The sequence below is a fragment of the Lewinella sp. LCG006 genome, assembly GCF_040784935.1.
In the GTDB taxonomy this organism is placed as follows: domain Bacteria; phylum Bacteroidota; class Bacteroidia; order Chitinophagales; family Saprospiraceae; genus Lewinella.
The window spans coordinates 5,489,708-5,516,033 of sequence record NZ_CP160680.1; the positions used below are offsets into that span (position 1 = coordinate 5,489,708).

Below are 26,326 nucleotides of genomic sequence, written 5' to 3' on the forward strand. Positions count from 1 at the left end.
AATTTGACATATAAAAGTCAAAAATCAAGATATGAAAATTGGAATTTTGGCATTTGGATCATTGGTAGACGATCCCGGCGATGAGCTTATTAAGCACATAACCAAACCTAGAATCAAGGTCGAAACACATTTTATGGTTGAGTATTGTAGATCAAGTAACGGTAGAAATGGTGCGCCAACATTAGTGCCTGTTCAGGAAGGGGGGAGCACTGTTCAGGCTTACATTCTTCCTTTGCTTGGTGTCTCTCTTTCAAAAGCAAAAAACATGATTTATCGAAGAGAAATCAATAAGCCCGGAGAAGTATCTAACCTATATCATCACACCGATACACCTAGTATAAACAAGACAATAATTGACGAGCATAAAAATATCCATGGATTTGACATACTACTCACAGCTAGGCTTCAGCCGAACCTTGATGAAGTTACTCCTGAAGTTCTTGCTGACTTAGCTATAAAAAGTGCTAGAGGGAATTCTATCGTAAAAGATAGAGACGGAATTACATATTTGTGGAGGAATATTTCGAATGGAATCATTACGCCTTTAACGTCATCTTACGAGCAGTCAATTCTGGATAAGCTAAATGTTGAAACCTTGGAAGAGGCGATTAGTATCATGAAAATTAAAGCCTCGTCTTCATAGCTTAATCATGAATAATTACTTCGCATACTCAGTAACCTCCACAATCCTACGTATTATCCAGTCCATACTAATAGCCTGCCCAGTACAAGTACGTCCCCACCAAGTACCGTAATCACAGTCGAGCACGGGTTCTTCAAATTCTTTGAGTTTACTGGCTAACCAGTCAGAGACGAGCCACCACTCAAAGATTTCTTGTGGTTGCGCTTCAAAACCCTCTGCTTGAGCCAGGTTTAGTCGTTCGTGGACATCCAATTCTTGCCAATCTGTTTCAGGAATATCGGTTTCGTACTGCAAGTATTCTTCTATGGTGGCCGAGCTTTCATCATAAAAGTTTTCGATGCACTCAATCATATCTGGATTAGGCTTGAGAATGAGGTCTTCTACCAGGGCGTATTGGTTTAAGTATATTTCACGATGGATGAGTGTTTCAATTCTTTTTTCAATAGTAGTGGTCATTTTGTAGCTCCTTTTCTGTGCTGAATTACTGCATCAAGAGCCGGGGACAAGGGCGAAATGTGCGCTTCGCTTTTTGGAGGTGCCGCTTGCGGAGGAGCCGAAAACGAACGTCACATCTTCGACCGGCACGGCTAAGCAGGGAATGATTTAGAACAGGGGAGGGGCTACGAGAAATTGACTATTTGGTGTTTGAAATAGCGGCAACATTCAATCTGGTAGAGTGATAGACGTCTTATTTTTCTGGTGCAAAAGCTTGGTACAAGAATGAGTGTTTCAATTTATGAATGATTTGCAATCGCTGCGATGTTTGTGCTTCTATGGCATCTATAGTTCGTAATAATTGAGTAGTTCGTTCAAAACGTTGATCTCCTTTATCAGGAATGGGGATTTCTAGCTGTCCAAACAAGTAAGGATCAACGTGCTGGATAACGGAACCGCGTGAACGCCGATTCAGTAATCGGTAATTGGATTGTAGGAAATACTGAAGATAGCTCATTGGAATGTAGGAGAACTTTTCCTTGAGAGAAATCTTCTTGAGTGTTGATCCTGAAATTCCATCTATCCCACGCCCTACTAGCCCGCAGCGAGCACCGTCCAAGACCATGACAAGGTTTTCGTTATTTACCGGAACTCCATCATCGGATTCGACATATTGCTCAATAATGCCGCGCTCGAAGGCTTTGATATTCACATAAGGTTTCACATACGTATTAAACGTACTCGTCAGAGATGCAGGAACACGTCCTTTACGCGTATTGACAATTTCTTTCAAAGGGTAGCGAGGGCAATTTGGAGGGGGGCGAATTTCCTGCTCAACATTGGCCTTAAGGAAGTATTGAGTAAGAGTAGTTAAGGTGTCCAAAGGGTTGATCCCCTAAATTTTACATTCATCCGCAAAAGAATAATACTTCCCTTGTGGAGTGAGAATTAGATGATCGAGAACGGGGATGTCTAGAATATCTCCAGCTTGTTTAAACTTTTCAGTTAAGGCAATATCGGCGTTACTAGGAAAGAGATTTCCGGAAGGGTGGTTGTGTGCCAATATAATCGAAGTTGCTCTAGCTTTCAAAGCGGTGGCAAAGACTAACCTGAGATCGACAACAGTGCCAACTATACCACCTTTAGAAATAGGGCAGAAGGCCATTACTCGATTAGCTCGGTCTAAAAGCAAGCAATTGAAGGTTTCCAGGAGTTCTATTTGATCGCCCCAATTTGCCTCAAAAATCCAATAGGCATCTTGTGATTTTCTAATTTGCGGGCGATCTTCAGGCTTGACCTTACTGTTATAGACTAACTTTACTTCGCTTACTTGTACCGGTATTTTGTAGCTCATCTACCAACCACTCCCCCAAGTGGTAATTTACGAATTGTTTACCATTAGAATGCTACAATAGAGCATGTCGAATCAAGAGGGAAATTCTGGTAAAAAGAAAGAAAGCCTATACGAGCAGGGTGGTGTTTTGAGGTTAGAGTTTTCAATGGCTGCTAGTAATACACCTGCTAATATAACCCACCTGCAACAACTCGTACCGATGATTAATTTATCGGGAATGGATGACCTAAGTCAGCTACCATTACCTTTATTACGAGGACAAAATATAGCTATGATAAAACGCTTTCTGGAGAAGCGTAGAGAACGAGAGGCAGACCTGCTACAATTCCTATTTCAAGCTGCGATTGACAGAGCGCTAGAGGCTATAAACAGTAATATCGAGTATTGGCAAGAACAGATGGAGTTGATACTGGTCGAGATAGCTGAGCAACAGCAGCTATTGGAAACACTTCTAGTTTATGACAGTGCTCTTCATGATAGTATATCAGAATATCAACAATCTGGACAAATTTCCCGTGAAGCTAATGGAGCATTAGTCAACGAAGATGCAGACCTGGCACTGGTGAGTTATCTGCAAGAAAATGACTTGCCGGAATACTATTCTTCAAGTGATGCCTTACTTTATGAACTAATGCTCGAAGCTAGGGCCCATAAAGAAAGCCAGACTCAAGACGCTGAGCGAAAAATTGGGCAACTGACTCAAAATTATGATCGATACAAACTAAATATTGAAGAATCCCTGGCTATTAGAGAAGAATTAGAAAGTGATGACCCTGTGCGCCAACAAGCTGCTATGCTTGCTTATTATGAACTGGAGAAAGATGTTCAGTTGGAGATTGAAACCGATCTAGGAAAGTCAATTATTGGTAATAATAACTATCGGCGACACCTGCTATCTGAGGAAGAGAATTTATTTACTGAAAGGGAAATAAGGGAGATTGATATCCTGTCCGATTTAGAGCCATTTCCTGAAAGTAAGCAAACTGCACTGAATACTACTCCCAAATTATAGTAACCTATTATGGTTTTTATTTTACCGCCACAAATTCCTTATATGCGTCCCTGACCAACATATAGAAATCACTGCTTGTCTTAGCACCTGCTATGACATCTTTCATTAAGGCATAGGTGTGGCCTCCTGCGTAGATAGCTATAGTTGTACCTGTGTCGTCTGTAAATCCATTTGCCAGTACTAAAACTACTCGCTCAAATCCATTATACATCAAAGCTCTCAACTCATTGTGAGTTTGATCGATAAGTTCTTGTGTACCATCTTTCACCATAATGACAATTACCTGCTTTTTTGAAGCCTGCAAAGCACTCACTACCGCTGTTTCTGCCGTTTCATTGCGTAAATCAATTTGCCGGACGACTATAGCCATATCGATTTCTTGAGTAATTCCTTGTAATGGGCGGACAACTAGAATAGCAATTGTAGTAAAAACAAGGAGAAATATTCTTTGCATCATGATCTGAGTATTAGTAGTTAATGCAAAGATATAAAAAGATTCTAATAAGAGGTATTTTATAAGCGGTACCACAAGAGCGGTAGTCTGCTTTAATTTGTGAATGGCTGATCATGATGAATACACCAAGCAACAATTGGAAAAATTAGGAAAACGCATCAAGGCACTGCGTAAGCAGGCCGGTTACAGTAATTATGAGCAGTTTGCATTTCAGAATGAGATTAACCGAAGTCAATACGGTCGTTACGAGAATGGGGAGGATTTGCGTTTTAGTAGCTTACTCAAGGTACTAAAGGCATTGGATGTCTCTCTCGAAGAATTCTTCTCAGAGGGGTTTGAAGATCAGTCGAAGTAGAGTTGGTGAAAAAACACTAGTGGTCTGTCAAACAAGAGCTGCTACACAAGGAAGGGAAAAAGCAATACGATTTCCTGCTTTATATTTTTGTGCCTGCTGATAAGTCATCTGAAATCCAGATACTACTTTTTCACTATGATGGTGAAACGGAGGAGGCTAGAGCTTTATCAGTCAGTTACGGACTCTAACTATATATGGAATGTGATAATGTAAATTATGGGAAATAGAAGAACTTTCGCATTACATCGTCTAATACGAACAATTTTAGGATTAATAGATAAATAAACTATCGAAAACTACTAGGATTTTTGTTGTAACCATTCGCCTTCTATTCAGCAGAAGGCGAAAGGCATTGCTCGAAGCCTAATAAATCGCCTGAAACCAGTTGTTCTGTCCAATTTTCTAACTGCGATAATACCTGACTTTCAAATAACTCTTGTATTTTTGATGCGGTAGTGAGGGTAGGCACTTTTTTTGATTAAGCACCTTAAATATGCTAAATCCTCACTACTTATTCTAGTTATCAGTCAGGGGGACAAATCGCAACTGCACCCCATTTATCTCTCTTTTAAAAAACGTGAATATGCACTTTCTCGATCAACTTCGCTTGATAAAAAAACTTCATACTTCTATTCTAAGAAAGAAAACTGGAACTGCTTCACAACTGGCTAAACATCTCGAAACATCGAGATCATCTCTTTTTAGATATATATCAATATTAACATCAATGGGGGCCAATATTCAGTATTCTTACGACTATAACACTTACTTCTACAAAGAAAATTTTGAACTTAATTTAGAGAGTCTCATTTTTTAGGACTCTCTATTCCTATCTTTGTAATGCTATCATTGAGCACACCATAAGCTTTGCATCTAGCAAAGGTTAAAGTATTTATTCTTAATTATAAAAATCATCAAAAATGATCCTAAAAACAACTTCAAAAACGACATTAAAGTCTCCCTTTATTTTGTTAATAACAGGAGTGATTCTGTTTTTTTCTGCAACATCATCAGCCCAAACACTCACATTGCGTTTTGTCTCTGGCTATTGTAACAAAGTTGAAGCAACACTCACAGGAGTTACCTCTCCTTTACTATTTAATGATACAGGAGACGTAAATTGTGGCGGTTCTATTTTTGACATAGGTGGAACGGAATATAAAAGATTTAGCTACCAACTACAGAAACTGGTAAGCGGATCGTTTGTAAATCAAGGAAGCGCAAAAACTGACGTTTTGCAAGATATTACTTATCGTGATTTAACATATGGAGATACATGGAGGGTAAGAGTGGAAATCACCCTAGGCAACGGAGTTCCTAGTGTTCATCCCTATTTGTTATGTTCTGGCATTATTGGAGAAACTCCCGGTTCTGGCAAAGTGACGGTTTTTTCAAATGCTCTTGATACAGAAACATATAATGGACTCACTGATGCTGATTTAAGTGGAGTACTTGATCCTACTAATAGCTTCGGATCAGGTAATGGCACTTCATTTTCCCAACGAAGACAGTATTGTCAAGCTGACGTACAAGCTGATATTGCTTATGATATTAGTGGAACTCACGGACCAGATCACTGGGTAATAAACTTAACAAGAACAAATCTGACCGGGGGATCTGCTGGGGGCTCCTGGCATGATTATACGCCAGCCAAAATAACGGCAAGTGTTAATGTATTTGGTGAAGGCTGGTTATCAAAGTATGGTTCGAGTTCTATCTGGCCTGGGCAATATAAAGTTTCGATGAATGGTTATCAAGATTGCGATGGTAATCCATGGGCATATCATGAAGATTATTTCGAAATTTATGCTCCCGGCACCCCTGGAACTCCTTGTAGGTTAGATATAGAAGAGGCTGTTGCTGATGTGGTATTATACCCTAATCCATCTCCTAATGGCATCATAAATTATCAGACAATAGGAGAAGAAATGGAAAAGTTAGATTACACTATATATGGAATGAACGGCCAAATTATCAAAACTGGTATGTTATTTGGAGGTGCTGGGCAACTGGATGCTGGTAATCTTGAAGCAGGACTTTACATTATTAAATTCCAATCTGCTAATGAAACCATAAGTAAACGATTGTCAATTGCTAAATAATTGTCTTATTATCTTTTAATTGCCAAAGCTCGGGCAGATATAATATCTAACCGAGCTTTAGCAATTTATGTAAATTATTTCCATGTCACCTAAATTTTTGCTTTCGCTGGCTATGATTTTTCTTTCTTCTTCTTTTACTATAGGACAAACATGTACCTATACCAGTGACTATTATCCCTCTCGTATAATTCCCTCCAAATCCCGTACTCCCTCCCCTCTCTATGTAGCTATTGTCGTTCATATTATAGAGCAAAAATCCCAAGTACAGCCTTTTCTATCAGATAGGCAAGTCATTAATCAAATATCTGCTCTTAATCGGGATTATAACTTAAAAAACAACGAGTGGAGTGGATTACCCACGCTGATAAAAAACACTATCGGCAATGCCAATATCGTGTTTTATTTAGCCAGAGAAACTCCTGACGGGCTTCCTTCAAGCGGGATAACGAGAACAACGGACTATGATGGTAACAACCCTCTAGAAGATGTTTTTTTTACAAATAGAGGGGGGCATGATCCATGGCCAGGAATTCACTATTTAAATATTTGGGTTATGGACTTTCCTGATTCTTATGATGGGATACTTGGTTTTTCATCCTCGCCCAATGATATTGGTCTTGTTTCGGATGGTGTTGTAATCAATAGTAGAGCATTTGGTCTTTCTCCAGCTCCGTTTATATTAGGAAGAAGCTTAGTTCATGAAATTGGCCATTATTTAGGATTACTTCACCCATGGGGACATTTATCTGGAGAATGCAGTGAAGATGATGGTATTATTGATACCCCCATACAATCTTCCGGACACAAGGGCTGTCCTCCTCAAGAAAATATGGGCTGTGAGACAGATGATCCTATCTATTGGAATTTTATGGATTATACTCCAGATTGCTGTATGGCTTTATTTACCCAAGGACAAGTAGCTGTGATGCGTCATGTATTACAAAATATCCGTACCTCATTAACTACATATGGAGAACAAAATTTCTCTGAAGAACTACCTATACTCAGCAACCATACCATTAGTGTTTATCCCAATCCTGCTATGGATTATTTCAGTATCGATTGGTCATTGATGATTTTAAAAGAGGGTGTTTTTATTAAATCAATTCTTATTTACGATTTATCAGGCAAGAAGGTAACCGAAATTTCTGTTTCACCCGCTAGAAATCGTTCTGAGTTGTGTACGATGGAGTTACCAAGAGGTCTACTTACTTTAATTATAGAAGATTCAGAACACACCGCTCATTATGCGGGAAAGTTAATTCGATTATAAAAAAAGAAACGGATTGTGGTCGAGATCGGATCAGGTTTGCCTATTTTTCTCTATTCTTCTGCGTTTGCCTTGGGTGGAGGATAACCTACAAGAAAAAAAATAAAGGAGAATGCAACTAGAGACAAAATCTTATAAAACTGAAATAAATCATAAAGATGGTCCCCTAAAACATCTCTTCCTATTACAGGTGATATAAGCAAGAGTAAGAGTATAAAAATGACTTTAGCATAATAGGAGAAAGAGTTATCTTTTCGAAAAAACTGGAAGGTAAGGTAACAGATGCATGGCATCATGAACCAAAAAGAATACTTTTGTTGATGGGGAAAGATAAGCGGGACAATTAACAATATATAAGACAATTCCCACCAAATATATGATTTAGACTGGGCCTTGCAAAACGGCCACCAACGAAGAAAATAGAGTGTAAGAAGGATTAAACAGGCACGTATTATCTGAATAAGCGTCTTTACCGTTTCTGGAGAAAAATCAAAGATTTGGCGTTTCCCTGAAAAACCATCTATAGATTCCATGAAATAAGCGGGAATCACAGCAGCAAGACTGTGCATTAATTTATTACCCTTGAGGCTATTATCAGGAGAGATGGGATTAATAATGTGTCCCCACTCTGTTAAAAGAAAGTAATTTTCTTGAGTACCGATCCAAAGAGCAGGAGCAAATAGTAGCAATAACACCATGAATATGGTAGAAAAAAACGCGACATAATATGATCTAAATAAAAGATAAGGTAAAATTACCAACGGAAGTAATTTTATATTTATCGCTATACCTAAAATCAATCCTCCATAAAATTGTCTCCCTTTATATGATTGATAAACTGCCTCTAAAGCAGCCCATAATAAAAAAAGTGTCAGTTGTACCGCTAAAAAATTGTACAAAATAAAACGGGCAGAAATAACAATTATGATAATCTTCCAAATTAGGTAGTGTTGCTTTGTAAGTTGACCTTTCGCCTCAACAAAGAATTGCATAATACACCAACTACGATAAATGCACCAAGTCGAAAAAACTAACCACAAAAATTTACCTATGACCGGAATAGATAGAAATAAACTAAGCACCAGAGCAAAAGCGACGCTATAATAATATTGTAACCCTTTTGCAAAAGGAGGGGCATAAATGTTTTTTCCCTCCATTAATTTGTTTGCAGCGTCAAGGTAGACATCAAAATCACCTCCTTTTAAGGCTTTGATATAGCAAAAAATCAGCCAACTAGCTAGAAGCAAAGCATATATCCATCTTGGGTTTGCTTTACGGAAGACAACTTGTAGATGAGGTAACAATATAAAATAGCTTAAAATAGTGATGAAAAGGAAGTTAACGAGCTAGTCGTCTTAAGAGCTGCTCTTTTCCACTTGGAATAGCAAGCATCTCAAAGTGTCTTTCGTCATTCATTTTGTTTTCTGTTAAAGGAAGGTATGATGTATCGCGCTTAAAACTTGCTATCTTAAATAATTGGTAACCAAGAGAAGTGATTGTTCTGTAAAGATCAATACGCTCATCTTCATCCAAGCGTTTATAGCATTCGACAAGAATAACTGGTTGATATTCTTCAAGAATCCGCGGAATAGTCTTCAGAATTTCCTTGTCGTATCCTTCCGCATCTACTTTAAGAAGCGATAATCGATTAAGATCTTCACGATGGTTCGTAAGTAAATATTCTTGTAGGTTTATCCCCTCAACTTCAAGGGAATAATTGTGATTGTGCCTGTTGTTCTTGATTTTTTCCAGATAACCACCATTGCAAAAAGAAGCATCAGAGTAGTTGAAAATAAAGGCTCCTTCTTCTAGTGTTGCTGCTTTCCGCAAAGGAATAATACTACCAGCATCTTTATTAAGAGTCGAATTTTTCTCAAGAATCTTAAATACATAGGGGTTAGGTTCCAATGCAAGAATTTTTCCTTGTTTACCTGTCGCGACAGCCATTGGAACCGTTGTATCTCCTGTATGAGCACCTATATCAATGAGAAAGTCGCCTTTCTGTATAAATTGTGCGTAGAAATCGATTTGAGCCTGAGTTATTTCTTTCTCACTCTCAAAAGGATGTAACCATTGAGCATACTGGACATTACCATAATCTTTCAGGGAAAATTCCTTTAAGTTATATCCATATTCTTGGAATGTTCTCTTAAGCTTAGCCCGTTCCAACTTTCTTTTTATGAAACTAATCATCTATACACTTGTGTTTAATAAAAAATAAAGACTCCGTTGCAAGTCAATAATTTTAATGAAGCAACCTAGATTGGTAAAGTAAAGATACAATAGAATTAAACAACTTTTACAGTAGCCTACCGTTTAATAAGTAACTATTCCCTTTTAGTTTTACTCTATATATTAACAATTCACCTTTCTGATTCTTACGCGCATGAAGCACTTCCTACTCTCACTTTGCTATTTCTGTTTCCTTTCGCAAAATATACTGCAAGCTCAAGACCCTTTATGGACATGTGATGGTAGCTTGATTATCGTTACTGGAGGAGATTTCTATAGAAGTTATACCCAACCGGAAGACGAAGAGATTGTTTTGGATCGACTGCCTTTACCTAATTTTGGAAGAGTTGACTGCATTGGATATCGAAGGATAGATAATTGTATTTACGGAATAGATAATAATCTACCAGGACTACCTAGAATATTCCGTTTGTCTCCCTTTGGAGAATTCGAGATATTAGATACAATAGAAAATGTCGTTGGATTTCTTGTGTCAGGAACAATATCTTTTGATGACGATCATCTTCTCTTACCCCATGGTAATAATATCATCTCCATTGATCTTACTGATTTTGAAGCAGCACCGTCGTTTATCCCAGTTCTTCCTGCCCTTCCTCCTGGATTTGGAGACATCGCAATGAATCCTAAAGATGGTCGATTGCATGGATATTATCATGATTTAAGTGAGTTTTGGAATATTGATCCTGAAACAGGAAATATTGAGGATGGGTATAGTTTTGCTTCAAATACAGAATTTATTGGAATTAATAGTATAGGGTTTATCGGAAACGAAATATTAGTAGGACTTACTTCAGCTGAAACTACTCCTGTTATGGGGTTTTACCATCCCTATACAAATCAGTATTTCGAAGTGGCTTCTGAGATAGCATCTGTGGAAACTTGGCAGTATATTGATGGTTGTACTTGTCAGGATTTTGATCTTTATGTCAGTCAGTCAATGCAAGAAGACTCTCTTTTTCAATGTACTGCGAGAAAATCTGTTATTAAGGTTGTCAATCGATCTATCACGCAATCTTGGGGTAACCTTACTTTGACGGATACCTTCCCGTCAGGAGTAGTTATTGAGGAAATTCTGTACAATCCCTATCCTGGGGAAATTAGTGGTATAGGTACAAACATTTTAAGGATTGATAATTTTGATCCTCCATTTGGCATTGATAGTATTATTCTTGGTTTGATCATTACCGAATCTGCGGCAACAGGTATGCAGCAAGTTCAGGCCACACTGAGTGGTATTACTGACACACCAGCCCATCCCGAAGGTCTAGTACGGTCAGATGACCCTAAAACGTATGAATACGCTGATGATCCCACTTCTTTTTACATTCTATCTAGGGATAATTTACCGAACGTAGAGACTAATTTTAACTTATGCCCTGATTCTCTACTCGTGCTGAACCCACTTGGAGATCAATTTCCAGATGGCTTTACCTTTCAATGGATGGATGGGCTCACAACGCCAACTCGTGAAGTCAATAATCCCGGGATCTACCATTTGACGGTCAGCGATGATTGTGAATCTAGAGAATTTGATATAGTAGTAGAAGAAGTAGACCTCACTACTAATTTAGGAGAAGACATAAACATTACGATTGGCAATTCCATTGAGTTGGAGGCAGCAACAAATAATTCGCAACCGATCACCTCTTATTCCTGGTTTCTGAATGACTCTTTGTTCATTTCCTGTCTGGAAGATTGTGCTTCATTAACGCTGACCCCAGAGCAAAGCTTACTAGTTACGGTCAGCGTTATGGATACGGAAGGCTGTGTTGCTGAAGATGAATTGCAAATTACCGTCGAGTTTCCTTTTTTCGCGCCTAATGCTTTTTCGCCAAATAGAGATGGCGTTAATGACTATTTCTATCTCCAAACAAAAGTACCGCTAAAGCTTACTAATTTTTCGGTATTTGACCGATGGGGAGGTTTAGTCTTTGAACATACCAACAGCTACACCAATACCCCGTCAGCAGGTTGGGATGGTTCTTCTAAAGGGCAGCAAACAGCGGTAGGCATCTATTTATGGCAAGCAATTTTTGATATTAACGGAAAAAACTACACGATGTCAGGCGATGTAACACTCATTCGATGATAATAGACTTCTAGTGTGGGCGTTATGAGGTTCCACTTGGGCAAACAACCTGTATGGTGCCTCTCGCAATTATCTAGCAGGAAGCTATATCTACAACTAAATGGTAGATGAGCAAACGGCAGCGGGGGTATCAGTGGGTGAAAGGATAGTACCTTTCGCTTTATACTGGGTAGAAGGCGAAAGCTGAGTAAAAAAGCCGCCAATAATAATTGAAAAACGCAGGAATACGGTATAATTGATTACTCTAACGTAAAAATACGTGCCATACCGAAAAACCTACTCCCAAAACTCATCCTCATTAATTTTCTAATATTAGAAATATGCTTCTCGATAAGAACTGCGGATTCAGACATAAAAAAACGACTTTGAGAACTACATCCCAAAGTCGTTTATATTTTTGTTTTATCTGCTGTTAAAATGAAAAATCAGGAACCGCAACAAAAGCAACCTTCATCTATCAAGTCAAAGGGTTCAAAATAAGGTTGAAATGTTACTGATGCTTTTGGCCGTAAAACATGTTGCTTTGATACTTGTTGGGACAAGAAAGTACGATTACGTTCAATCTCTTCCTTATGTATGGTTTCGCATACTACAGCATTTGATGTGTCAAAAAAGTCCTGCATATCTGCATAGAGTAACTGACAGGCTTCACAATTGGCAATGATGTGTGATACTCTGTGGTAGTCTGATGGCGGTAGTTCATTTCTCAAATGTTTTAGCATAAGAGAAATGACGGCATCCCGCTCTTCGTAATTGAGAGTTTCACGGTGTGCACTTGGAGGCATAGCGGAAGGGTTTTTAAAATCATGGAATAGATTACTGACATAATCAAGGGATTATAACCAATAAAAGCGTTCTTTCATTGGGCAAAGAGAGGCATGCAAATAGGATCAATGTAGAGGGTTGATAAAATTATTCTTTAGGAGGAAGTTGTTTCCGTAACGCTTTGAGTGCCCTGGAGTTTGCTTTCCGTAACGCAACCGCGGAATATCCTAAATGGGTCTCGATCTCCTTATAACTCATTTTGTCCCAAAAACGCATTCGTAAGAGACGGGCATGATCCGGCTTCGTCTCTTCTTCTAAAACATGGGTTAATAGCGTAAACTGTGCCTCGCGATCTTCTGCTTGCTGTTTAACAAGAAAAGGATCTTCCGATAGGCGCTCAATACAATCATCAATCTCTAATGATGACTGTCGTTTTCTGAGTTTACTACGAACTTTCTGGGCATCTACACAAACATTCAAAGTCACACGATAGATAAAAGCATCTGGATCTCGAATGAATTGTTTTCTGGCTCCAAGAATTACGCGGATGATAACGTCTTGCGCAAGATCTTCGGAATCTAAGAAATCATGTGACTTGAATCGGTTAACCAATTCAGGCTGCAAACGAGAAATTGCTTCTACTACTTGCTGAAAATTCTCCTGACTTGGGGGAGGCAATGGTGTTTGTAATGGCTCTTGCGCCCTCATAGTTACTAAGTTTTATACTTCTATAGTCTGCTTCTTAAGCTATTTGTGACCTAATTATACATATTTTTTTTCATGGTCACATTTATTGACTAAAAGAGTCTATATAACTGAACGGTGGAAATTCATCGTAATATAAACATTTAATTTTAAAATCATTCGAGATGGAGAATCCAAAATTTCAGTTATTTAAAGACAGTGCTAGCGAGTTCCGGTTCCGCTTACGAGCCAAAAACGGCGAGATTATTCTGCGCAGTAGCGAAGGCTACGCTTCGAAGCAAGGATGTCAGAAAGGTATTGGCTCAGTAAAAGAAAATGCGCCGATTGACAGCCGTTACGGGCGACATACTGCAACGAATGGGAAATATTACTTTATTCTCAAAGCTGGAAACGGCGAACCACTGGGCATTAGTGAAATGTATAATAGCACTGCTGGGCGTGAAAACGGTATTGCTGCTGTGAAGCGGGATGCCCCTGGTGCACCAACGGAAGATTTGACGTAGCCACATTTCATGTTGGTGAAGGAGTCGCCTTGTTTTATCACTCACATAGAGAGGGCCTCTATGGAGTAATCATTCTGGAACTTTTTAAAAAGTCAGAATGTTATTTCTTAAATAACCGATTTCGTTATATTAAAAATTATTAATCTATGAGCAAGAAGAATCAACATGTTGTCCCACACCAAGAAGGGTGGGCGACGAAAGGGGCAGGAAATGAACGTGCTACGAAAGTACACGCAACACAGGCAGATGCAATAGCCCATGCAAAACAAATTGCACAGAATCAGCAATCAGAACTGCTTATTCATGGGCGAAATGGGAGAATTCGTGAGCGTAACAGCTACGGAAACGATCCCTATCCACCGAGGGGTTAACACCCTACCCAATTATAAAGAGCCGATTCTCTATAACCCCAGATAATTCTGGTAATGAGATATCGGCTCTCTTCGTTCACTTGATTAAAATTTTAAAAATGAAAATCCTTCATTATTCTTTTCTGCCAAATGGCCTTATTCGTGTTGATTATCCAGGTAATCAGATACTTTGGATACAACGTAATGAGCACTCTGGTAGAGTAGTGCGCCGAACCAAAATCAACACACTAAGCAAAGTGCAGCATACTGGTATCTATCTAGGCGTAGATTACTATACCCGTGAACCTCTTATCTTGCATAATCATTACCGCGTTGGATTCCCCTATATCTCCACCTATCAGGACTATGCATTAGGACAGCAAGTCTATTGGCATGAAGGTCGTTGTACCAATAATCCATCAATGGTGCTGAGTATTGCCCTTAGAGATGCTAAAGCGGGAATTTCGTATGATGTTCTTTTGAATAATTGCCAGACCTATACCAACAGGGCTTGCCATAATCGCAATCACTCGGAAGACGTAACAAAATGGGTTGGTGGGCTTTTAGGGATTAGCCTTGTAATTGGATTTGTACGAGCGATCGCTTCGTGAGGGAAAAGAGAAACAATCCATTTTATTGACTTTTTTGCGCTATCGGTGCTAGAAGGTGAGTTCAGCTAGAGAAATAGAGATTACCTCACCTTAAGGTTCAAAAACGACAACATCAGGATATAGCTGATGCATTGCTCCTGAAGGTGGATACAGCCAAACACTGCCATAGCGGTCGGGGTCTTCTACCGCTTCTTGGAGGGTGTCATACTCGACAGGCATTTTTCCATGATCTTCGTCTATGTAGGTAGAACGAAGAGATGTATTCGGAAACTCTTTCACTAACTGGATCGCATCCTTTAAAGACAGTTGACTAGAGTATTCTGACATTATTCTATCCAATTTATTTGTAAATATTTCCTCTCTGGAGTTTAGAGATATTCCTAGCGTAAATCGAGTCGAATTTCATATTATCCAAACAAATCTAACTGTCGCTGAAGCCGCTCCTCCAACTGAATTAAATGAGCAAAACGATTGTAAAGGTGATTATGCTTTAGGCTTAGATTGACATGAATATCCTCACATGCCCTGCCCTGTTCAGCAGTCCTTTCGTTTTTGCGCTTTTGAGACAACTGGAAAGCCAATTCACGGTAGCGTGCGAGGTCTTTTTTGTAGGCATCCAAAGCTTCTGTTTTCAACTGCCGTAAAGCTTCCGAGTGTTGTGGTTCCATCCTAGCATCGGCCTTTTCGATACGCTCCACATCATATCCTAAATAGCCACTGTTTTGCACAGCTTCCATAATTTGGCGCGGTGTTCGTACCGTACCACCTAAGAAGTAATACCAAGGATGGCCTGGTTCGTAGCCGTTATTTTTATTTGGATTCTGCCCAACTGGTAAATAGCTCAGTTCAAAACCAAGCTTTTCGCGGTAAGCAAATTCCTTTTTATTATGACCAAAGGCTAGCTTGATCCATAGCCCATGTGCATAGCGGGGATGGCATCCCCATAGTACTATTCCATTTCTCATTATTTATCTCCTTTTTAGCGCTGCTGAAAAGAAAGAAAAGAGACATAAAGTCCCTTCCCTTCTCGGTATCGTTAATATTCACAAGGCAACAGTAATGTGTTGTCTGTAAACCAAAGTATGATTTCCGTTAGTGGGAAGTCGGTAAATGTGATGTCATAGGACTTAACGAGATTGTCATTACCATCTTCCAACCTTAATACGGCAGTGTGATCATCTTGATTAACCTCAAGTTTCCAAACTTGGAAAGGCACTGATCTTACTTCTGTATCTATCTGATAAGCTGCACAAATATCATCCACCAGCCAGTAGGCTCCCGCCTTTTCTGCGAGGTACTTGACCCCATCTGTGTAGGTTACCTTTCTATTCATGTGGTGGCGGTACCAGTGTTCTGTTCCGCCTGTAAATTGCTTAAGTTCTTCCTGTAGATCGGTCATTTCCCATTCTCCTTTTCTTTTAGTGTTGGGGTGCAAACAGCACTGCTTGCTTGCACCCCTGCCACGTGGTCGAACGGGGGGGAGGTAAACGCAAGGAGGCTCCGAATGAGGGCTCCCTTTAGGGATACGTTTGGATGCCTTGCGTGCGCCAGGGGGGAACACCCCTTAGCTGATACGTTTAAACTAATTTGCTTATTTAATTCTAAAACCCCTGTTTGAAGTTTTATCGAAAACATCCTGGTTGGTCTGAAAAATCATCCGCCAGATTAGAAACCAAAATTGGTAAATCATACAATTCCCCCTTAAGTGACTTTTCCAGAATATTGACAAGGAACTTTCTATGCCAGCCTTTCTGGCCATTTACTTCGAGAAAGGCCGCTTGCTGATTTGTTAAATGTGTATTGATTCTTTGTAGTTCTGCATACGCCAAAAATGAAAGTTCTGAGTACTGACTTTGATTATAGCCATTGATGTTGTTGAGCTGATACAGTGCACTCAGACACAATAGGTAGTGGTGTTGTAATACTCCTAGTGCATGATTTTCATTTATAGGACTTTTAGGTTCAAAGAGTAAACCTTCCGTCAGGTCTTCCAACATGTCCTTTGGCGAATAGGCAGAGCCTCTGTAGCGCATTTGATGCTCCAGCATTCTTGACAAACGGTTTGGATGTAGCAGTTTTTCCAATAAGTGCCTTTGTCTTATTAGTACTAATTCTTGTGATGCATAAGGATAAGCTCTTTGTTGAACCGCATCCGGTACAGGCCACTGCTGATTACAGAAGGTATATTCAAGTAAAAAGGTTAAGGCACGTTGTTGCGTCGCTTTTGGTACGTAGCCATATACCGTTCCTTCTTCCGTTGGAAGCTTTTGGTTTTCGTAAACGCCACCTATGTTTTGTAGTACATGCATTTGATAGCGATACCACATTGTCAAAAAATCCTCGTGCAAACCAATGAGATGCTTGGTTTCCGCCCCATCAGCACTTGCCCAAACAGAAAGGCTGTCTGCCACTTTCCTTAAATTTGCCAGTGCATAGCTGGATGCTTTGATATTATCATCGCCTAGACATTCGGTCTGAGTGGTAGGATCAAAATTGATCGACTCATTACTGTATTGATACGCGAAGTCACCACCACGAAGAATCGTATCTGAAACAAGGGGATTATAATCTGGGGCATAACGATAACCCCAATTAATGGCCGTATGATCATATGGCCCAATGGTCGCAATATATTCTACGCCTTCATCAGCTTGCTGAGCGACGTAATTAAATCGGGCATAGTCCATCAGGGTAGGTGTGATACCAAACTTTTTAGTAAACGAGGCAGATCGTAAAGAATCGGTAGGGTAGATCGAACTGGCCTTCATGTTATGGGAGAGGCCAAGAGCATGTCCTACCTCATGAGCGATAACATAGCTTACAAGCTGCCCCATCACCGAGTCTGGCAAGAAAAGTTGGGAAGCCATTGGGTTGCTTGCACCCGTTTCAATCAAATAGCGATTTCGTAAGTAATCGAAAACATTGTGATACCAGATGATATCACTTTCAATAATTTCACCGCTTCTGGGATCGCTCACACTTGGTCCCATTGCATTACGCGTTTCATTGGTTACATAACGAATTACACTATATCTTGCATCCTCAAGATTAAAGTTATCGCTTTCTGGTGCTTCTTTGGCAAAGATGGCATTTCTAAATCCAGCTGTTTCAAAGCAACTATTCCACATCTCCACGCCTTTTTTAAAGTAGGGCCGCCACTTTACTGGTGTTGCTGGATCAATGTAAAAAGTAATGGGTTTTACTGGTTCGGTTAATTCCCCGTTTTGGTAAGCTTCCATATCGCATGGAACTAAATTCCATCGCTTGATATACTTATGGTTTTGTACGCCAGCAATATCAGACGAATAGATTTTTTTATTGATTGTGAACCACCCAACACGTGGATCATGAACCCTTGGGATCATAGGCCTCTTTGGTAGTAAGACTAAAGAATAGTTCATCAAAAAACTCATACTAGCGGTTCCATCTGCATTGGGTGTCCGGCCAACGTTATAAGTTTTCATGTAACGTAGTTCGATGTTTTCTGGGAAAGCATTAAAGGCTTCTAGCCAACTTCGAGACTTGTCAAAATGATCCTTGTCATATTTCCCAGCAAGATGATTATCCCAACTAGACAATAAGGAAGCTGAATGAGTGAAAAAATCAGAAACATCAATTTTATGACTATCCCCTCCTGGAAGGAAGTTCTTGATTTCAAACCTTTCAACCACAGGAGGCAGACTGTTTACTTCAATGGCAAGATGGAGAGGGTCATTAGGATTACTAATACTTTCCGCATTTCTTGCACGAAGAATAAGCGTTTCTTCTTGTTTTTCCCAATAAACCAAGCATTCAACAAGTTTTGATCCGGCGACTTGTCGTGCGTCGAAGTTTTCTGGGATGCCTGCAAAACGCGATATCAATAACATATCCCTGCCTAGTAAGGAATCGGGAATATTGAAAAATATTTTGCTGCCCTTGCGCTCAGCCTGAAATAAGATCGAAGAAGCATTATTTGTATTTTGCTTGTTCTCATTTACACAAGAGGACACACTACACAGCATAAGAAGGTATAATAGCTTTTTCATAGTATGTACTATTTGTTATTCAAGAGGTCCCTCAATAGCAGGTCTCAGGTTAGGAATGCGTACTTCATTCAAGTACCACGAAAAGCAATAGCCTTGCTGTCCTTGGTATTCTATCAAGCACCAACTTCCAAATATTAATTCATCACCAACCGTCATGAACTCTGGCGCGCTTGCCATATCTATGACGGTCACTGTTTCGTCATTAGCAATTTTTTGAATGATAGGAGCATTCAGTGCAGGCGATGATCGAAGATTTAAATGACCACCTTCTTTAGTGATGACCTTGTCTTCGTAAGGAAGGTTGTTGAAAGAAAATTCGTAGAGTGAAATTGGCAACGTCCACATATAGTAGTTTCCACTGCTACCCATTTGAGTAACGTAGCCTACTTTATCATTATAGCTTATTTTACACCAGTATCGGTTATCGCTATCGGAAGAATAGCAATCGTAGATTTTTACAACTACCCCCTGAGGAATCGTACCAATTGACTTGGCGGACAAAGAAGGTTTTTGGCGCACGGTCAGATTGAGGGTCTTTATAATCCCAACTTCTTCTATTTCATCATTACTAGTGAAAGCAAAAATGCTGGTAAGTGTTAGGATAAAGAGGAAAGCTCCGGCTCCAAAAATCCATTTCTTGTTCCTGGAAACGGGTAGGTATTTACGCCATAATTGAAAATCATATGTTTTTGAATAAGCTCGCGATAGTCGCGAAGAAGGGACTGAAAGGGTGGTAAATGCCACAAAAGACACTGTCGCAGAAGTATCCAATATTTCCCGCTTATATTGTTGATAGGCATTTTGTAGGTCTACTGCTTTCAACTCATTAGCAAAGCGAAATTCTAATTCTTTTTCGAGTTGATGCTGACTTATCCATTCTTCAATAGCAAGCCCAATGGCACCAAGTACTGTAAGCACTGCGTAATTCAACCATTCAGGATTATTGAAGCTCCATATGTAGAAAATAATCGCTAAGAACAGAAGTAGCGTTACCTCGATAAACATCAAAGTGAGATTTCTATTTCGAGGTTGAATCAATATAAGGAGAGGTTCAAAAACCACGCTTTCCCCACGACTCATTGGATCGAATATTTGTCGCTTGGCGTGCATTCTTCGGATTTGCCAGTATCGCCAGAAACCCAAAATAATAACCCCCGAGCTAAGGAAAAAGGGAAAGTTGGAGAATACCTCACTTATAGAATCCACTCCATCTGCGATACTAGGAGGAATAAAATTAACAATCACCCCTCCAAATTGAATGAAAAACACACCTACATACCAGACGGCAAGGGCGAAATAGTATCTTATTCCGTTACCTTTATTGAAATATTCATACCAAAATGTTTCGGGTGGTGTAAGTTCGTGCATTTGGTAAGTTCCATCTAGGATAAAGCGAATCCATAGTGCTGCAAATAGGAGTCCCACTAGCGAAAAAGTCATACTTCCAATCCGCTTACGCAGGAAAATCCTTATGCTCAACGGTATTGCGCTTAGAAGTTTGACTATAAAAAGGTTAATGAGCCCTAGAAATGTGTAGCGAGATTCTGCTCCTCTTGTTGCAGAAGAAGAGATGCTCCCGTAGGCGTAATTGGATTGTTGCGGTTTCATATTTTGAAGTTTTGATCGAATTCAGTTTTAATGAAATTTTTCCCGTTACTCCATAGCTTACCAGCTACAGTAATGATACCTTCTACTTGGCAGCGGTTCTCTTCGCCGCCACCTTTCAGGATGGTGAACTGCTGAGGTTCAATTTGGTAATGGAGAGACTCGCTCATGGTGGTGGAGCCAGACACACTCTCCGCATTTGTATTGGTACTGGTGCTCGTGCGGAAAGTCTTTCCGATAGTTTCAGCAGCCCAGTTGTTCGTTACGGAATCGTTATTGCCGTGAAAAATTTTGGTGGCTAGGTTTCCCAAAAGGGAGTTGACTTTATCCTTGGGGTTCGTCCCACCAATGGCAGCGTAATAGTTCGAAATATTTTGTGTGATCAGCACCGTACAAGCTCGCGAGGAGCGTGCAGTGGTTTGAAAGCGGGCATCGTGCTCATTAAGGAAGTATTGTGCCTCATCAATCCACATGAAAACTGGAAGTGGGTGTTCCTTTACATCACGACGTTCGATTGCTTCCTGCCACAGTTTCTTGTAAATGGCTTGTGCATAGACCCCCGCTATCAAATATTCCTTGACGGGGAAATTGATAATTATGATTTTTCCGGCGGTATATGTTTGCTCAGGTCTTAATCTTTGGCTAAGCCCCTCGGTAAAATGTTTGCGTAAAATGCCCCGCATAAAAGGCTCAACTAAACCAAAGAAAGATTCTTCAACAATAGCTTTGGTCTTATCTGCTATGCGTGGGTAGGTAATCAAGAAATAGTCTTGTACGAATCCATAAAGTTCTTGCTCTTCGTCAGACTTCTTCCTTCTGTAGGCTTTTGTTAGGCACGTAAGACAATAGTTATGGTTGACCCAAGCAGCGATTCTTGTGCGATTCTCAGTTTGTTGTTCTTCTGATAAATGCTTGTCAGATAAACTACGTTGTAGCTGAACATAATCTTGAGCCTCTTGCCCAGAAAGTAAAGCAATCAATAATTTGCGCATATTGAAAATGCTTATCTCTTCTTCGGCTAGTTTGAGCAAATCAATCACATTACTAATACAGCGTCGAAGTGCATTATCCCAGAAACGTTCGCTATTAGCCCCTCCGCCGCCAGAGAAACTTTGCCCCATTTCGTAAATACTCATTATAAGATTTACGAGATTCAAGGTTTCTGCTTGTTTGTCCTTGTTTCGGGTGTTCTCATATTGAAGTGGATTAAAGCTAAAATCCTTCCCTGCTTCAAATATGACCAAGTCATCTAATCGACCCGTAAGAAAGGCATATCTCTTCCATTCGTTTACTTCGTCGATTTTACCGGTGAGTACAATCCCTCCAAAACCGCTTTTTAGAAAAGTGAGAGCTAATGTCCGGCCACTACCTGAGCTTTTACCGGAACCAATACCACCAAAAATTTGTACGCCACGCACAGCATCACGCAAGCGCCAAAGATTTTCTAGATCGTAGGTTAAGTTACCCTCAATATTAAACCGTAGAAGAGGTGTGTCGAGATCAGTAATCCGATTACTCCAATCGGTAATCCCACCAGATGGTGTTGGGCGTGATGAGTCTTCGCCCTGCATCCGCTGATACAGCTCGTTAATGGAAAGCGGCTCTTGGTTTTCAGAGCCATTCCCCTCCTCATTTGACTCATAGTCCGGTATTTTGCGATCCATACGATTGCGTGAGCGTTCATTTTTGTCTTTCATAAGTATTGAGTTTTGCGATAGAACTTCCAGCTAATCAGCGTACTGATTAGTGTGAAATATCCGGTGAATAGTGATTGAATGTGTCCTGTGAAATGCTGCTGATTACTCAGGCTTCCACAGCAAGGCTAGATTAGTTATTCCATTGTTGGTCCGTCTTTAGGCGGTGTATAGGTAATACCTTTTTGCGGGGGCGAGCTTGTTTCAGAAGCATACGTGCTGCCATAGCCAGGGTAGTCAGAGCTATCTAACTCAAGCGTGGTTTCTAGTGTTTCTCTCCCCCCTTCTGGTTCTTTAACCGTCGATGGTGCCCCGTACCCTGGAAACTTGTCTATGTCGGTAATTTTTTCGGCAGCTTTGGCTTCTCGATCCTGAAACTCGCCTTTCGTCTGTATGTCCTCTTTCCCATCTATTCCTGCCTTTGCCTCTCCTCTTTGAGCTTGAAATTGTTGTTGGGCAGACGGAATAGGAGTCCCTGCCTCCTGTGTGAATTCCTGTTGGATTGTATTTTCTTGATTTTGTCCAACTTGGGGCTGTTGCTCTTGCTGTTTTAGCCATTGATACTTCGGGGAAGTATCCACACGTTTCCTTGCCTCCTCTTGAAGAGCAGGTTCCCTGTAGAAGTAGTTTTCAAGCGCTTCTTCCTTGACGTTGGTGAAGGCTTCGCGAATTGCATCGTTTTCAACTTGGTTTCGACTTTCAAGAAGGTCATTCCTCTGATGTTTGTGCTTTTCTGGGTCATATATAGGAACCATCGCCCAGTTCCTGTCCAATTCTGTTATTCTGCTCGAATATGTCTTATTGGCTTCAATGACATCGGGATGAGATTTTCGTGCATCTTCAATCATGCTCGTCCTGCATTGATCAAGGTAATCCGTATACCTGCTATACTCTTCTTCGAAAGCTTCCTTGTCCATACTTGCAATAGTTTTAAAGGTTATGAGATAATCTAAAGAGAAAGGTTATGTACAATGATCGATTATGAAACCTATACTTACCAGACTCCTGAAAAAGACCGTAGAAGGATGTCTGAACCTAGAGCGCTTCCAGAATTCGCGGAAGAAGCGGCCAGTATCATTACAGATTATACCAGAAGGTATAAACCTCAAATCTTGCCAATAGCGGCAAATGAAGGCCTTATTCGTGACCTTCTAGCCTACGAAAGAATGACCAAAAGAAAACTTCGACCTGAGGCTAGAGATTACTGGGTCAAGGTTTATCTCCTTTTGATTGATCGGGATTTTGAATACGAAAAAGAACTTATGGAAGCAGAATCTGTTAGTGTGGAAACACACTAATTTTATGAGTAGGGATTTTCTGTGGTCGTGGTATCTGTCCATTGGTGAGGTAATGTTTTGGTGGTTATTAATTTGTTGTTATTAGGATGGCAAGAGAATTCAAAATTATTCTTGTACTAGGTCTAAGATTATTTCATTAGCCTCTTTAGCCTGTCTGGCATAAATCTTTATTTCTGACTCTTCCGATTGAATTTTCATATTCTCCAAGTTGAAGGCTTCCCAATAGTGAAATGACACTCTTTAATAGAATTAAGACAATTGCTGTATAAAGGATCAGCGTTTTTGCAAGCGTATTCTTTGGTTGCTTTCCTGTAGTAACATCTCGATGCTCGCTTAAAACTGTTGGGTGGTACATTACAGATCGCAAGCCCCAACGAATCCATATGTTCAGGAGAACTTTTCCAATGGACCAAGTAATTACGATGGCGAAAGCAAAGCCTAGAATGAACATAGCAAGCAATAATTTCATGGCAAGAATTTTTTAAACTCTAATAATGCCCAATAAATCCTTTGTTAAATGTCTCATGCGAAGATGATGATTTTGTTTTTCGGTGCATTATAAAAACATGATTAGTTTTTCGGCTATTTTTTATTAAAAGCTGAAGTTTATCTGTACTTTTTCTACTTTTAGGAAAAACTCTGCAATGGCAAAAGACACTGGTCGGTACACTATAAATGCCTTAGATGCATACGTTATTAGTGGTTTTATTCGCAAGTACTATTCAATTCCTTTTGATAAGCCTCTAACTAAGGAGCACGTAATAAATGCTGCTGAATCTGCCAGAGTCGATCCAGTAACTCTCGGGAAATATTGTGGTGTACATATGGAGGAGGTTCGAGTAGCCCGCACTACGCTAGATAAAATCGTAAGATTTTTCTCAAAAAAGCAGTTTGAAACCTGGGGCGAAGTAAGTGAGATTGTTAACGATACTGTACTCAATCAAAATATTCCCTATGGCTATAATTTGCCAGAGGAAAAATTCTTCACTATACTTTCTAAAGGAAAGTCTGTACTAGCAAAAATCTTTCCTGACATAAAAATCGAAGATAGCTCTCATTTAGATGGGGATAAGGGAAAGATTACAAGACATAATGGAAATATCAAACAATATCTAAATACGCTTTGGTATGCTTACTTTTACTATCCTTACGGTAGAAGATATGGGCAAATAATAAGAACCGTTATTCATATTGGAGATTCCCCCGAAAAAGTTAATACGTATTCACCTTCCAATCCTAAATTGGATGATTTTTTTGGAAGTGTTGCTTTTGATAAAGGTGAAATGGTTTTGAACTACAATATGACAACCAGGGCAAATGGTAGAAGATGGCTGCATCTTAAACAATACGTTCATGGGGGAGATAACATACCCGAAGTTACCCTAGGAGAATACCTCAATGTAGGAAATGGCGGCTTTGGGTTGCATAATATTCGCCTTATCATGGAGCTTCAGGCAGTAGATTGTCAATCGCCAGAAGGATACGAACCGAAGATTTACCATGAAGGTGACCCAGATTTTCATAGACTACCAAATTCGTATAAAAGATATTTAAGATTTCAAAGGGACAACTATAGAGAAATTTCAACGCGTGGCACATATACGTTGGATGATTTAGAACAAGTTGTTCAGAGAGAAAAGAAAAACAGATTTTATAGTAAAGATATCCGCCTAACCAAAAAATTCCAAGTATATATTTCATTTCCTAGATACAGCTTGCCAGAAGATGAATATAAAATATACCATTCGGCCTTAACCGAATTGAAGGATCACTGGGAAGAAAAGTATCCCTTGGAAATTATGGAATATTGTCTTAAAAAGCCTTCAACACAAACCTCAGATAGATTTCATTTCATTAGCGACAAAATATTAGAAGCAGATATATTTATTGGGCTTTTCTATAATAATGGATCTATTTCTGTATCCGAAATTACAATCGCAGCCGAGCAAGGGAAATATTCCTTTGGCTTTTATTCAGACGATACCTCATTTATTCCTCAGATTTTCACAAGTCAGTGGCCTCAACATGTTTGCTTTTTTTGGGAATATAAGGAATTGAAGGATGCAATAAATTATCTGAAGGATGATTTTGTCATTACCCATTTAGCTAAGAACATAGATCACTACAATAATATTACAGAATCGGAGTAGGATCCTTCCTCTGGTCAATGATATATGCACTGTACTTTGGAGAGAATGATATCTCTGCATCAGGAAACCCTACATTTAATTGAGCTGGTACCTCCTCAGGCTTCTCTGGAAAATCGCTATGATAGATTTTTTCAAAAGCTACTACTCCAAATTCCATTGTGTCATACATTTGGTTTAGTGCGTGCCAACGTGGTTGGAATTTAAAAAGCTCTCTGTAATAGGTATGCATATTAGGGGTTTTAACATCATCAATAGAGTCACAAATTCTGATAATATTCAGGTCGCCTGTAGCAAAACGATTGACCTTTCTTTCAAACTCTTTACTAAGTCTAAATCCATTATTATTTTTCATATTCTTTTGCTCCTAAAGGCTTTCTATCAGGTTCTGTCTTATACGTCAACAAGAAAACTCTGGAAAACTCATCACCCCTCTCCACTAAAGGTTGTATTCGCAAAAATACCCCCCTATCCTTGTCTTAAGATTTGGCTTAGACGAGACGTCTGCACTTCATTTTTACTGCCATTGATCGTTAAGTTCAAATCTTCATTGTGACCTGATTTGATGCTTCAGCCTGTTTGTTTCCACGGCTTCGCTTAATCATCCGGTCGCCTTACTCAGTAGTTACTGCGTATTTCATTTGAACTCAACG

Annotated in this window: 29 protein-coding genes; 12 read left to right on the top strand and 17 right to left on the bottom strand. The window is 39.7% G+C overall.

Translation table 11 applies throughout. The features are described from left to right. Nucleotides 1-31: 31 nt before the first annotated feature. Nucleotides 32-643 carry a hypothetical protein gene (locus tag AB0L18_RS19840; protein ID WP_367389061.1) on the top strand — a complete coding sequence of 204 codons (612 nt, stop codon included), beginning with the start codon at nt 32-34 and terminating at the stop codon, nt 641-643. A gap of 15 nt (nt 644-658) precedes the next feature. On the opposite strand, the gene AB0L18_RS19845 is transcribed toward AB0L18_RS19840, so the two are convergent. The 3 genes from AB0L18_RS19845 to AB0L18_RS19855 form a co-directional block, all read right to left on the bottom strand. Continuing rightward, nucleotides 659-1,099: a hypothetical protein gene (locus AB0L18_RS19845; RefSeq protein WP_367389062.1), complete on the bottom strand. Its 441-nt coding sequence runs from the start codon at nt 1,097-1,099 to the stop codon at nt 659-661. Nucleotides 1,100-1,331: 232 nt separating this feature from the next. After that, nucleotides 1,332-1,961, bottom strand: coding sequence for a restriction endonuclease subunit S (locus AB0L18_RS19850; RefSeq protein ID WP_367389063.1), 630 nt, complete (start codon nt 1,959-1,961; stop codon nt 1,332-1,334). A gap of 12 nt (nt 1,962-1,973) precedes the next feature. After that, a complete protein-coding gene (locus tag AB0L18_RS19855) occupies nt 1,974-2,432 on the bottom strand; it encodes a RadC family protein (RefSeq protein ID WP_367389064.1) in 459 nt (152 codons plus the stop codon). Nucleotides 2,433-2,496: 64 nt separating this feature from the next. On the opposite strand from AB0L18_RS19855, the gene AB0L18_RS19860 reads away from it, so the two are divergent. Then, the gene (locus AB0L18_RS19860) at nt 2,497-3,444 is read left to right on the top strand and encodes a hypothetical protein (protein ID WP_367389065.1); all 948 of its coding nucleotides are present in this window, start codon (nt 2,497-2,499) and stop codon (nt 3,442-3,444) included. Nucleotides 3,445-3,460: 16 nt separating this feature from the next. Here AB0L18_RS19860 and AB0L18_RS19865 read toward each other — a convergent pair whose 3' ends face one another. Beyond that, nucleotides 3,461-3,901: a hypothetical protein gene (locus AB0L18_RS19865; protein ID WP_367389066.1), complete on the bottom strand. Its 441-nt coding sequence runs from the start codon at nt 3,899-3,901 to the stop codon at nt 3,461-3,463. 100 nt (nt 3,902-4,001) lie between these two features. Here AB0L18_RS19865 and AB0L18_RS19870 point away from each other — a divergent pair, with 100 nt between their 5' ends. From AB0L18_RS19870 to AB0L18_RS19885, 4 genes are all read left to right on the top strand, one after another. Continuing rightward, nucleotides 4,002-4,253, top strand: coding sequence for a helix-turn-helix domain-containing protein (locus tag AB0L18_RS19870; protein ID WP_367389067.1), 252 nt, complete (start codon nt 4,002-4,004; stop codon nt 4,251-4,253). Nucleotides 4,254-4,836: 583 nt separating this feature from the next. Further along, nucleotides 4,837-5,070, top strand: coding sequence for an HTH domain-containing protein (locus AB0L18_RS19875; protein ID WP_367389068.1), 234 nt, complete (start codon nt 4,837-4,839; stop codon nt 5,068-5,070). A 103-nt stretch (nt 5,071-5,173) separates the two neighbouring features. Then, nucleotides 5,174-6,355: a T9SS type A sorting domain-containing protein gene (locus AB0L18_RS19880; RefSeq protein WP_367389069.1), complete on the top strand. Its 1,182-nt coding sequence runs from the start codon at nt 5,174-5,176 to the stop codon at nt 6,353-6,355. A gap of 82 nt (nt 6,356-6,437) precedes the next feature. After that, the gene (locus AB0L18_RS19885; protein ID WP_367389070.1) at nt 6,438-7,628 is read left to right on the top strand and encodes a M43 family zinc metalloprotease; all 1,191 of its coding nucleotides are present in this window, start codon (nt 6,438-6,440) and stop codon (nt 7,626-7,628) included. Between the two features lie 50 nt (nt 7,629-7,678). On the opposite strand, the gene AB0L18_RS19890 is transcribed toward AB0L18_RS19885, so the two are convergent. Beyond that, the gene (locus tag AB0L18_RS19890) at nt 7,679-8,929 is read right to left on the bottom strand and encodes a glycosyltransferase family 87 protein (protein WP_367389071.1); all 1,251 of its coding nucleotides are present in this window, start codon (nt 8,927-8,929) and stop codon (nt 7,679-7,681) included. Nucleotides 8,930-8,963: 34 nt separating this feature from the next. Then, a complete protein-coding gene (locus AB0L18_RS19895; RefSeq protein WP_367389072.1) occupies nt 8,964-9,818 on the bottom strand; it encodes an FkbM family methyltransferase in 855 nt (284 codons plus the stop codon). A 193-nt stretch (nt 9,819-10,011) separates the two neighbouring features. On the opposite strand from AB0L18_RS19895, the gene AB0L18_RS19900 reads away from it, so the two are divergent. Further along, entirely contained in the window at nt 10,012-11,967 is a 1,956-nt protein-coding gene (locus tag AB0L18_RS19900; protein WP_367389073.1) for a gliding motility-associated C-terminal domain-containing protein, read from the top strand. A gap of 425 nt (nt 11,968-12,392) precedes the next feature. Here the strand turns inward: AB0L18_RS19900 and AB0L18_RS19905 are convergent, their stop codons facing one another. Continuing rightward, on the bottom strand, nt 12,393-12,752 hold the full coding sequence (locus AB0L18_RS19905) for a hypothetical protein (protein ID WP_367389074.1): 360 nt from the start codon (nt 12,750-12,752) through the stop codon (nt 12,393-12,395). Nucleotides 12,753-12,879: 127 nt separating this feature from the next. After that, complete coding sequence (locus AB0L18_RS19910; RefSeq protein WP_367389075.1) at nt 12,880-13,440, bottom strand: RNA polymerase sigma factor; 561 nt, start codon at nt 13,438-13,440, stop codon at nt 12,880-12,882. A 161-nt stretch (nt 13,441-13,601) separates the two neighbouring features. Here AB0L18_RS19910 and AB0L18_RS19915 point away from each other — a divergent pair, with 161 nt between their 5' ends. From AB0L18_RS19915 to AB0L18_RS19925, 3 genes are all read left to right on the top strand, one after another. Continuing rightward, a complete protein-coding gene (locus tag AB0L18_RS19915; protein WP_367389076.1) occupies nt 13,602-13,940 on the top strand; it encodes a YegP family protein in 339 nt (112 codons plus the stop codon). Nucleotides 13,941-14,086: 146 nt separating this feature from the next. Further along, nucleotides 14,087-14,311, top strand: coding sequence for a DUF2188 domain-containing protein (locus tag AB0L18_RS19920; RefSeq protein ID WP_367389077.1), 225 nt, complete (start codon nt 14,087-14,089; stop codon nt 14,309-14,311). 98 nt (nt 14,312-14,409) lie between these two features. Beyond that, nucleotides 14,410-14,901 carry a hypothetical protein gene (locus AB0L18_RS19925; RefSeq protein ID WP_367389078.1) on the top strand — a complete coding sequence of 164 codons (492 nt, stop codon included), beginning with the start codon at nt 14,410-14,412 and terminating at the stop codon, nt 14,899-14,901. Between the two features lie 90 nt (nt 14,902-14,991). Here the strand turns inward: AB0L18_RS19925 and AB0L18_RS19930 are convergent, their stop codons facing one another. From AB0L18_RS19930 to AB0L18_RS19960, 7 genes are all read right to left on the bottom strand, one after another. Further along, the gene (locus tag AB0L18_RS19930) at nt 14,992-15,228 is read right to left on the bottom strand and encodes a hypothetical protein (RefSeq protein WP_367389079.1); all 237 of its coding nucleotides are present in this window, start codon (nt 15,226-15,228) and stop codon (nt 14,992-14,994) included. A gap of 80 nt (nt 15,229-15,308) precedes the next feature. Beyond that, a complete protein-coding gene (locus tag AB0L18_RS19935) occupies nt 15,309-15,866 on the bottom strand; it encodes a hypothetical protein (protein WP_367389080.1) in 558 nt (185 codons plus the stop codon). Nucleotides 15,867-15,937: 71 nt separating this feature from the next. Further along, complete coding sequence (locus tag AB0L18_RS19940; RefSeq protein WP_367389081.1) at nt 15,938-16,300, bottom strand: DUF6876 family protein; 363 nt, start codon at nt 16,298-16,300, stop codon at nt 15,938-15,940. 223 nt (nt 16,301-16,523) lie between these two features. Continuing rightward, nucleotides 16,524-18,929, bottom strand: coding sequence for a zinc-dependent metalloprotease (locus AB0L18_RS19945; RefSeq protein WP_367389082.1), 2,406 nt, complete (start codon nt 18,927-18,929; stop codon nt 16,524-16,526). A 15-nt stretch (nt 18,930-18,944) separates the two neighbouring features. Then, complete coding sequence (locus tag AB0L18_RS19950; RefSeq protein ID WP_367389083.1) at nt 18,945-20,537, bottom strand: SH3 domain-containing protein; 1,593 nt, start codon at nt 20,535-20,537, stop codon at nt 18,945-18,947. After that, nucleotides 20,534-22,231 carry a type IV secretory system conjugative DNA transfer family protein gene (locus tag AB0L18_RS19955; RefSeq protein WP_367389084.1) on the bottom strand — a complete coding sequence of 566 codons (1,698 nt, stop codon included), beginning with the start codon at nt 22,229-22,231 and terminating at the stop codon, nt 20,534-20,536. The genes AB0L18_RS19950 and AB0L18_RS19955 overlap by 4 nt, the downstream gene beginning before the upstream one ends. Nucleotides 22,232-22,365: 134 nt before the next feature. Next, nucleotides 22,366-23,145: a hypothetical protein gene (locus AB0L18_RS19960; RefSeq protein WP_367389085.1), complete on the bottom strand. Its 780-nt coding sequence runs from the start codon at nt 23,143-23,145 to the stop codon at nt 22,366-22,368. Nucleotides 23,146-23,199: 54 nt separating this feature from the next. Here AB0L18_RS19960 and AB0L18_RS19965 point away from each other — a divergent pair, with 54 nt between their 5' ends. Then, nucleotides 23,200-23,526 (top strand): hypothetical protein, encoded by a 327-nt coding sequence (locus AB0L18_RS19965; RefSeq protein WP_367389086.1) that lies wholly within the window; start codon nt 23,200-23,202, stop codon nt 23,524-23,526. A 145-nt stretch (nt 23,527-23,671) separates the two neighbouring features. Here AB0L18_RS19965 and AB0L18_RS19970 read toward each other — a convergent pair whose 3' ends face one another. Then, nucleotides 23,672-23,995 carry a hypothetical protein gene (locus AB0L18_RS19970; RefSeq protein ID WP_367389087.1) on the bottom strand — a complete coding sequence of 108 codons (324 nt, stop codon included), beginning with the start codon at nt 23,993-23,995 and terminating at the stop codon, nt 23,672-23,674. A gap of 175 nt (nt 23,996-24,170) precedes the next feature. Here AB0L18_RS19970 and AB0L18_RS19975 point away from each other — a divergent pair, with 175 nt between their 5' ends. Next, a complete protein-coding gene (locus AB0L18_RS19975; RefSeq protein WP_367389088.1) occupies nt 24,171-25,676 on the top strand; it encodes a hypothetical protein in 1,506 nt (501 codons plus the stop codon). Here the strand turns inward: AB0L18_RS19975 and AB0L18_RS19980 are convergent. After that, nucleotides 25,660-26,028 (bottom strand): hypothetical protein, encoded by a 369-nt coding sequence (locus AB0L18_RS19980; RefSeq protein WP_367389089.1) that lies wholly within the window; start codon nt 26,026-26,028, stop codon nt 25,660-25,662. The genes AB0L18_RS19975 and AB0L18_RS19980 overlap by 17 nt on opposite strands. Nucleotides 26,029-26,326 lie beyond the last annotated feature (298 nt).

Excerpts from the sequence above, each read along its gene's own strand:
- AB0L18_RS19840 (WP_367389061.1), top strand. The coding sequence starts at position 32 with ATGAAAATTGGAATTTTGGCATTTGGATCATTGGTAGACGATCCCGGC.
- AB0L18_RS19845 (WP_367389062.1), bottom strand. The coding sequence starts at position 1,099 with ATGACCACTACTATTGAAAAAAGAATTGAAACACTCATCCATCGTGAA.
- AB0L18_RS19855 (WP_367389064.1), bottom strand. The coding sequence starts at position 2,432 with ATGAGCTACAAAATACCGGTACAAGTAAGCGAAGTAAAGTTAGTCTAT.
- AB0L18_RS19860 (WP_367389065.1), top strand. The coding sequence starts at position 2,497 with ATGTCGAATCAAGAGGGAAATTCTGGTAAAAAGAAAGAAAGCCTATAC.
- AB0L18_RS19865 (WP_367389066.1), bottom strand. The coding sequence starts at position 3,901 with ATGATGCAAAGAATATTTCTCCTTGTTTTTACTACAATTGCTATTCTA.
- AB0L18_RS19870 (WP_367389067.1), top strand. The coding sequence starts at position 4,002 with ATGGCTGATCATGATGAATACACCAAGCAACAATTGGAAAAATTAGGA.
- AB0L18_RS19875 (WP_367389068.1), top strand. The coding sequence starts at position 4,837 with ATGCACTTTCTCGATCAACTTCGCTTGATAAAAAAACTTCATACTTCT.
- AB0L18_RS19880 (WP_367389069.1), top strand. The coding sequence starts at position 5,174 with ATGATCCTAAAAACAACTTCAAAAACGACATTAAAGTCTCCCTTTATT.
- AB0L18_RS19885 (WP_367389070.1), top strand. The coding sequence starts at position 6,438 with ATGTCACCTAAATTTTTGCTTTCGCTGGCTATGATTTTTCTTTCTTCT.
- AB0L18_RS19895 (WP_367389072.1), bottom strand. The coding sequence starts at position 9,818 with ATGATTAGTTTCATAAAAAGAAAGTTGGAACGGGCTAAGCTTAAGAGA.
- AB0L18_RS19900 (WP_367389073.1), top strand. The coding sequence starts at position 10,012 with ATGAAGCACTTCCTACTCTCACTTTGCTATTTCTGTTTCCTTTCGCAA.
- AB0L18_RS19905 (WP_367389074.1), bottom strand. The coding sequence starts at position 12,752 with ATGCCTCCAAGTGCACACCGTGAAACTCTCAATTACGAAGAGCGGGAT.
- AB0L18_RS19910 (WP_367389075.1), bottom strand. The coding sequence starts at position 13,440 with ATGAGGGCGCAAGAGCCATTACAAACACCATTGCCTCCCCCAAGTCAG.
- AB0L18_RS19915 (WP_367389076.1), top strand. The coding sequence starts at position 13,602 with ATGGAGAATCCAAAATTTCAGTTATTTAAAGACAGTGCTAGCGAGTTC.
- AB0L18_RS19920 (WP_367389077.1), top strand. The coding sequence starts at position 14,087 with ATGAGCAAGAAGAATCAACATGTTGTCCCACACCAAGAAGGGTGGGCG.
- AB0L18_RS19925 (WP_367389078.1), top strand. The coding sequence starts at position 14,410 with ATGAAAATCCTTCATTATTCTTTTCTGCCAAATGGCCTTATTCGTGTT.
- AB0L18_RS19930 (WP_367389079.1), bottom strand. The coding sequence starts at position 15,228 with ATGTCAGAATACTCTAGTCAACTGTCTTTAAAGGATGCGATCCAGTTA.
- AB0L18_RS19935 (WP_367389080.1), bottom strand. The coding sequence starts at position 15,866 with ATGAGAAATGGAATAGTACTATGGGGATGCCATCCCCGCTATGCACAT.
- AB0L18_RS19940 (WP_367389081.1), bottom strand. The coding sequence starts at position 16,300 with ATGACCGATCTACAGGAAGAACTTAAGCAATTTACAGGCGGAACAGAA.
- AB0L18_RS19945 (WP_367389082.1), bottom strand. The coding sequence starts at position 18,929 with ATGAAAAAGCTATTATACCTTCTTATGCTGTGTAGTGTGTCCTCTTGT.
- AB0L18_RS19950 (WP_367389083.1), bottom strand. The coding sequence starts at position 20,537 with ATGAAACCGCAACAATCCAATTACGCCTACGGGAGCATCTCTTCTTCT.
- AB0L18_RS19955 (WP_367389084.1), bottom strand. The coding sequence starts at position 22,231 with ATGAAAGACAAAAATGAACGCTCACGCAATCGTATGGATCGCAAAATA.
- AB0L18_RS19960 (WP_367389085.1), bottom strand. The coding sequence starts at position 23,145 with ATGGACAAGGAAGCTTTCGAAGAAGAGTATAGCAGGTATACGGATTAC.
- AB0L18_RS19965 (WP_367389086.1), top strand. The coding sequence starts at position 23,200 with ATGATCGATTATGAAACCTATACTTACCAGACTCCTGAAAAAGACCGT.
- AB0L18_RS19970 (WP_367389087.1), bottom strand. The coding sequence starts at position 23,995 with ATGAAATTATTGCTTGCTATGTTCATTCTAGGCTTTGCTTTCGCCATC.
- AB0L18_RS19975 (WP_367389088.1), top strand. The coding sequence starts at position 24,171 with ATGGCAAAAGACACTGGTCGGTACACTATAAATGCCTTAGATGCATAC.
- AB0L18_RS19980 (WP_367389089.1), bottom strand. The coding sequence starts at position 26,028 with ATGAAAAATAATAATGGATTTAGACTTAGTAAAGAGTTTGAAAGAAAG.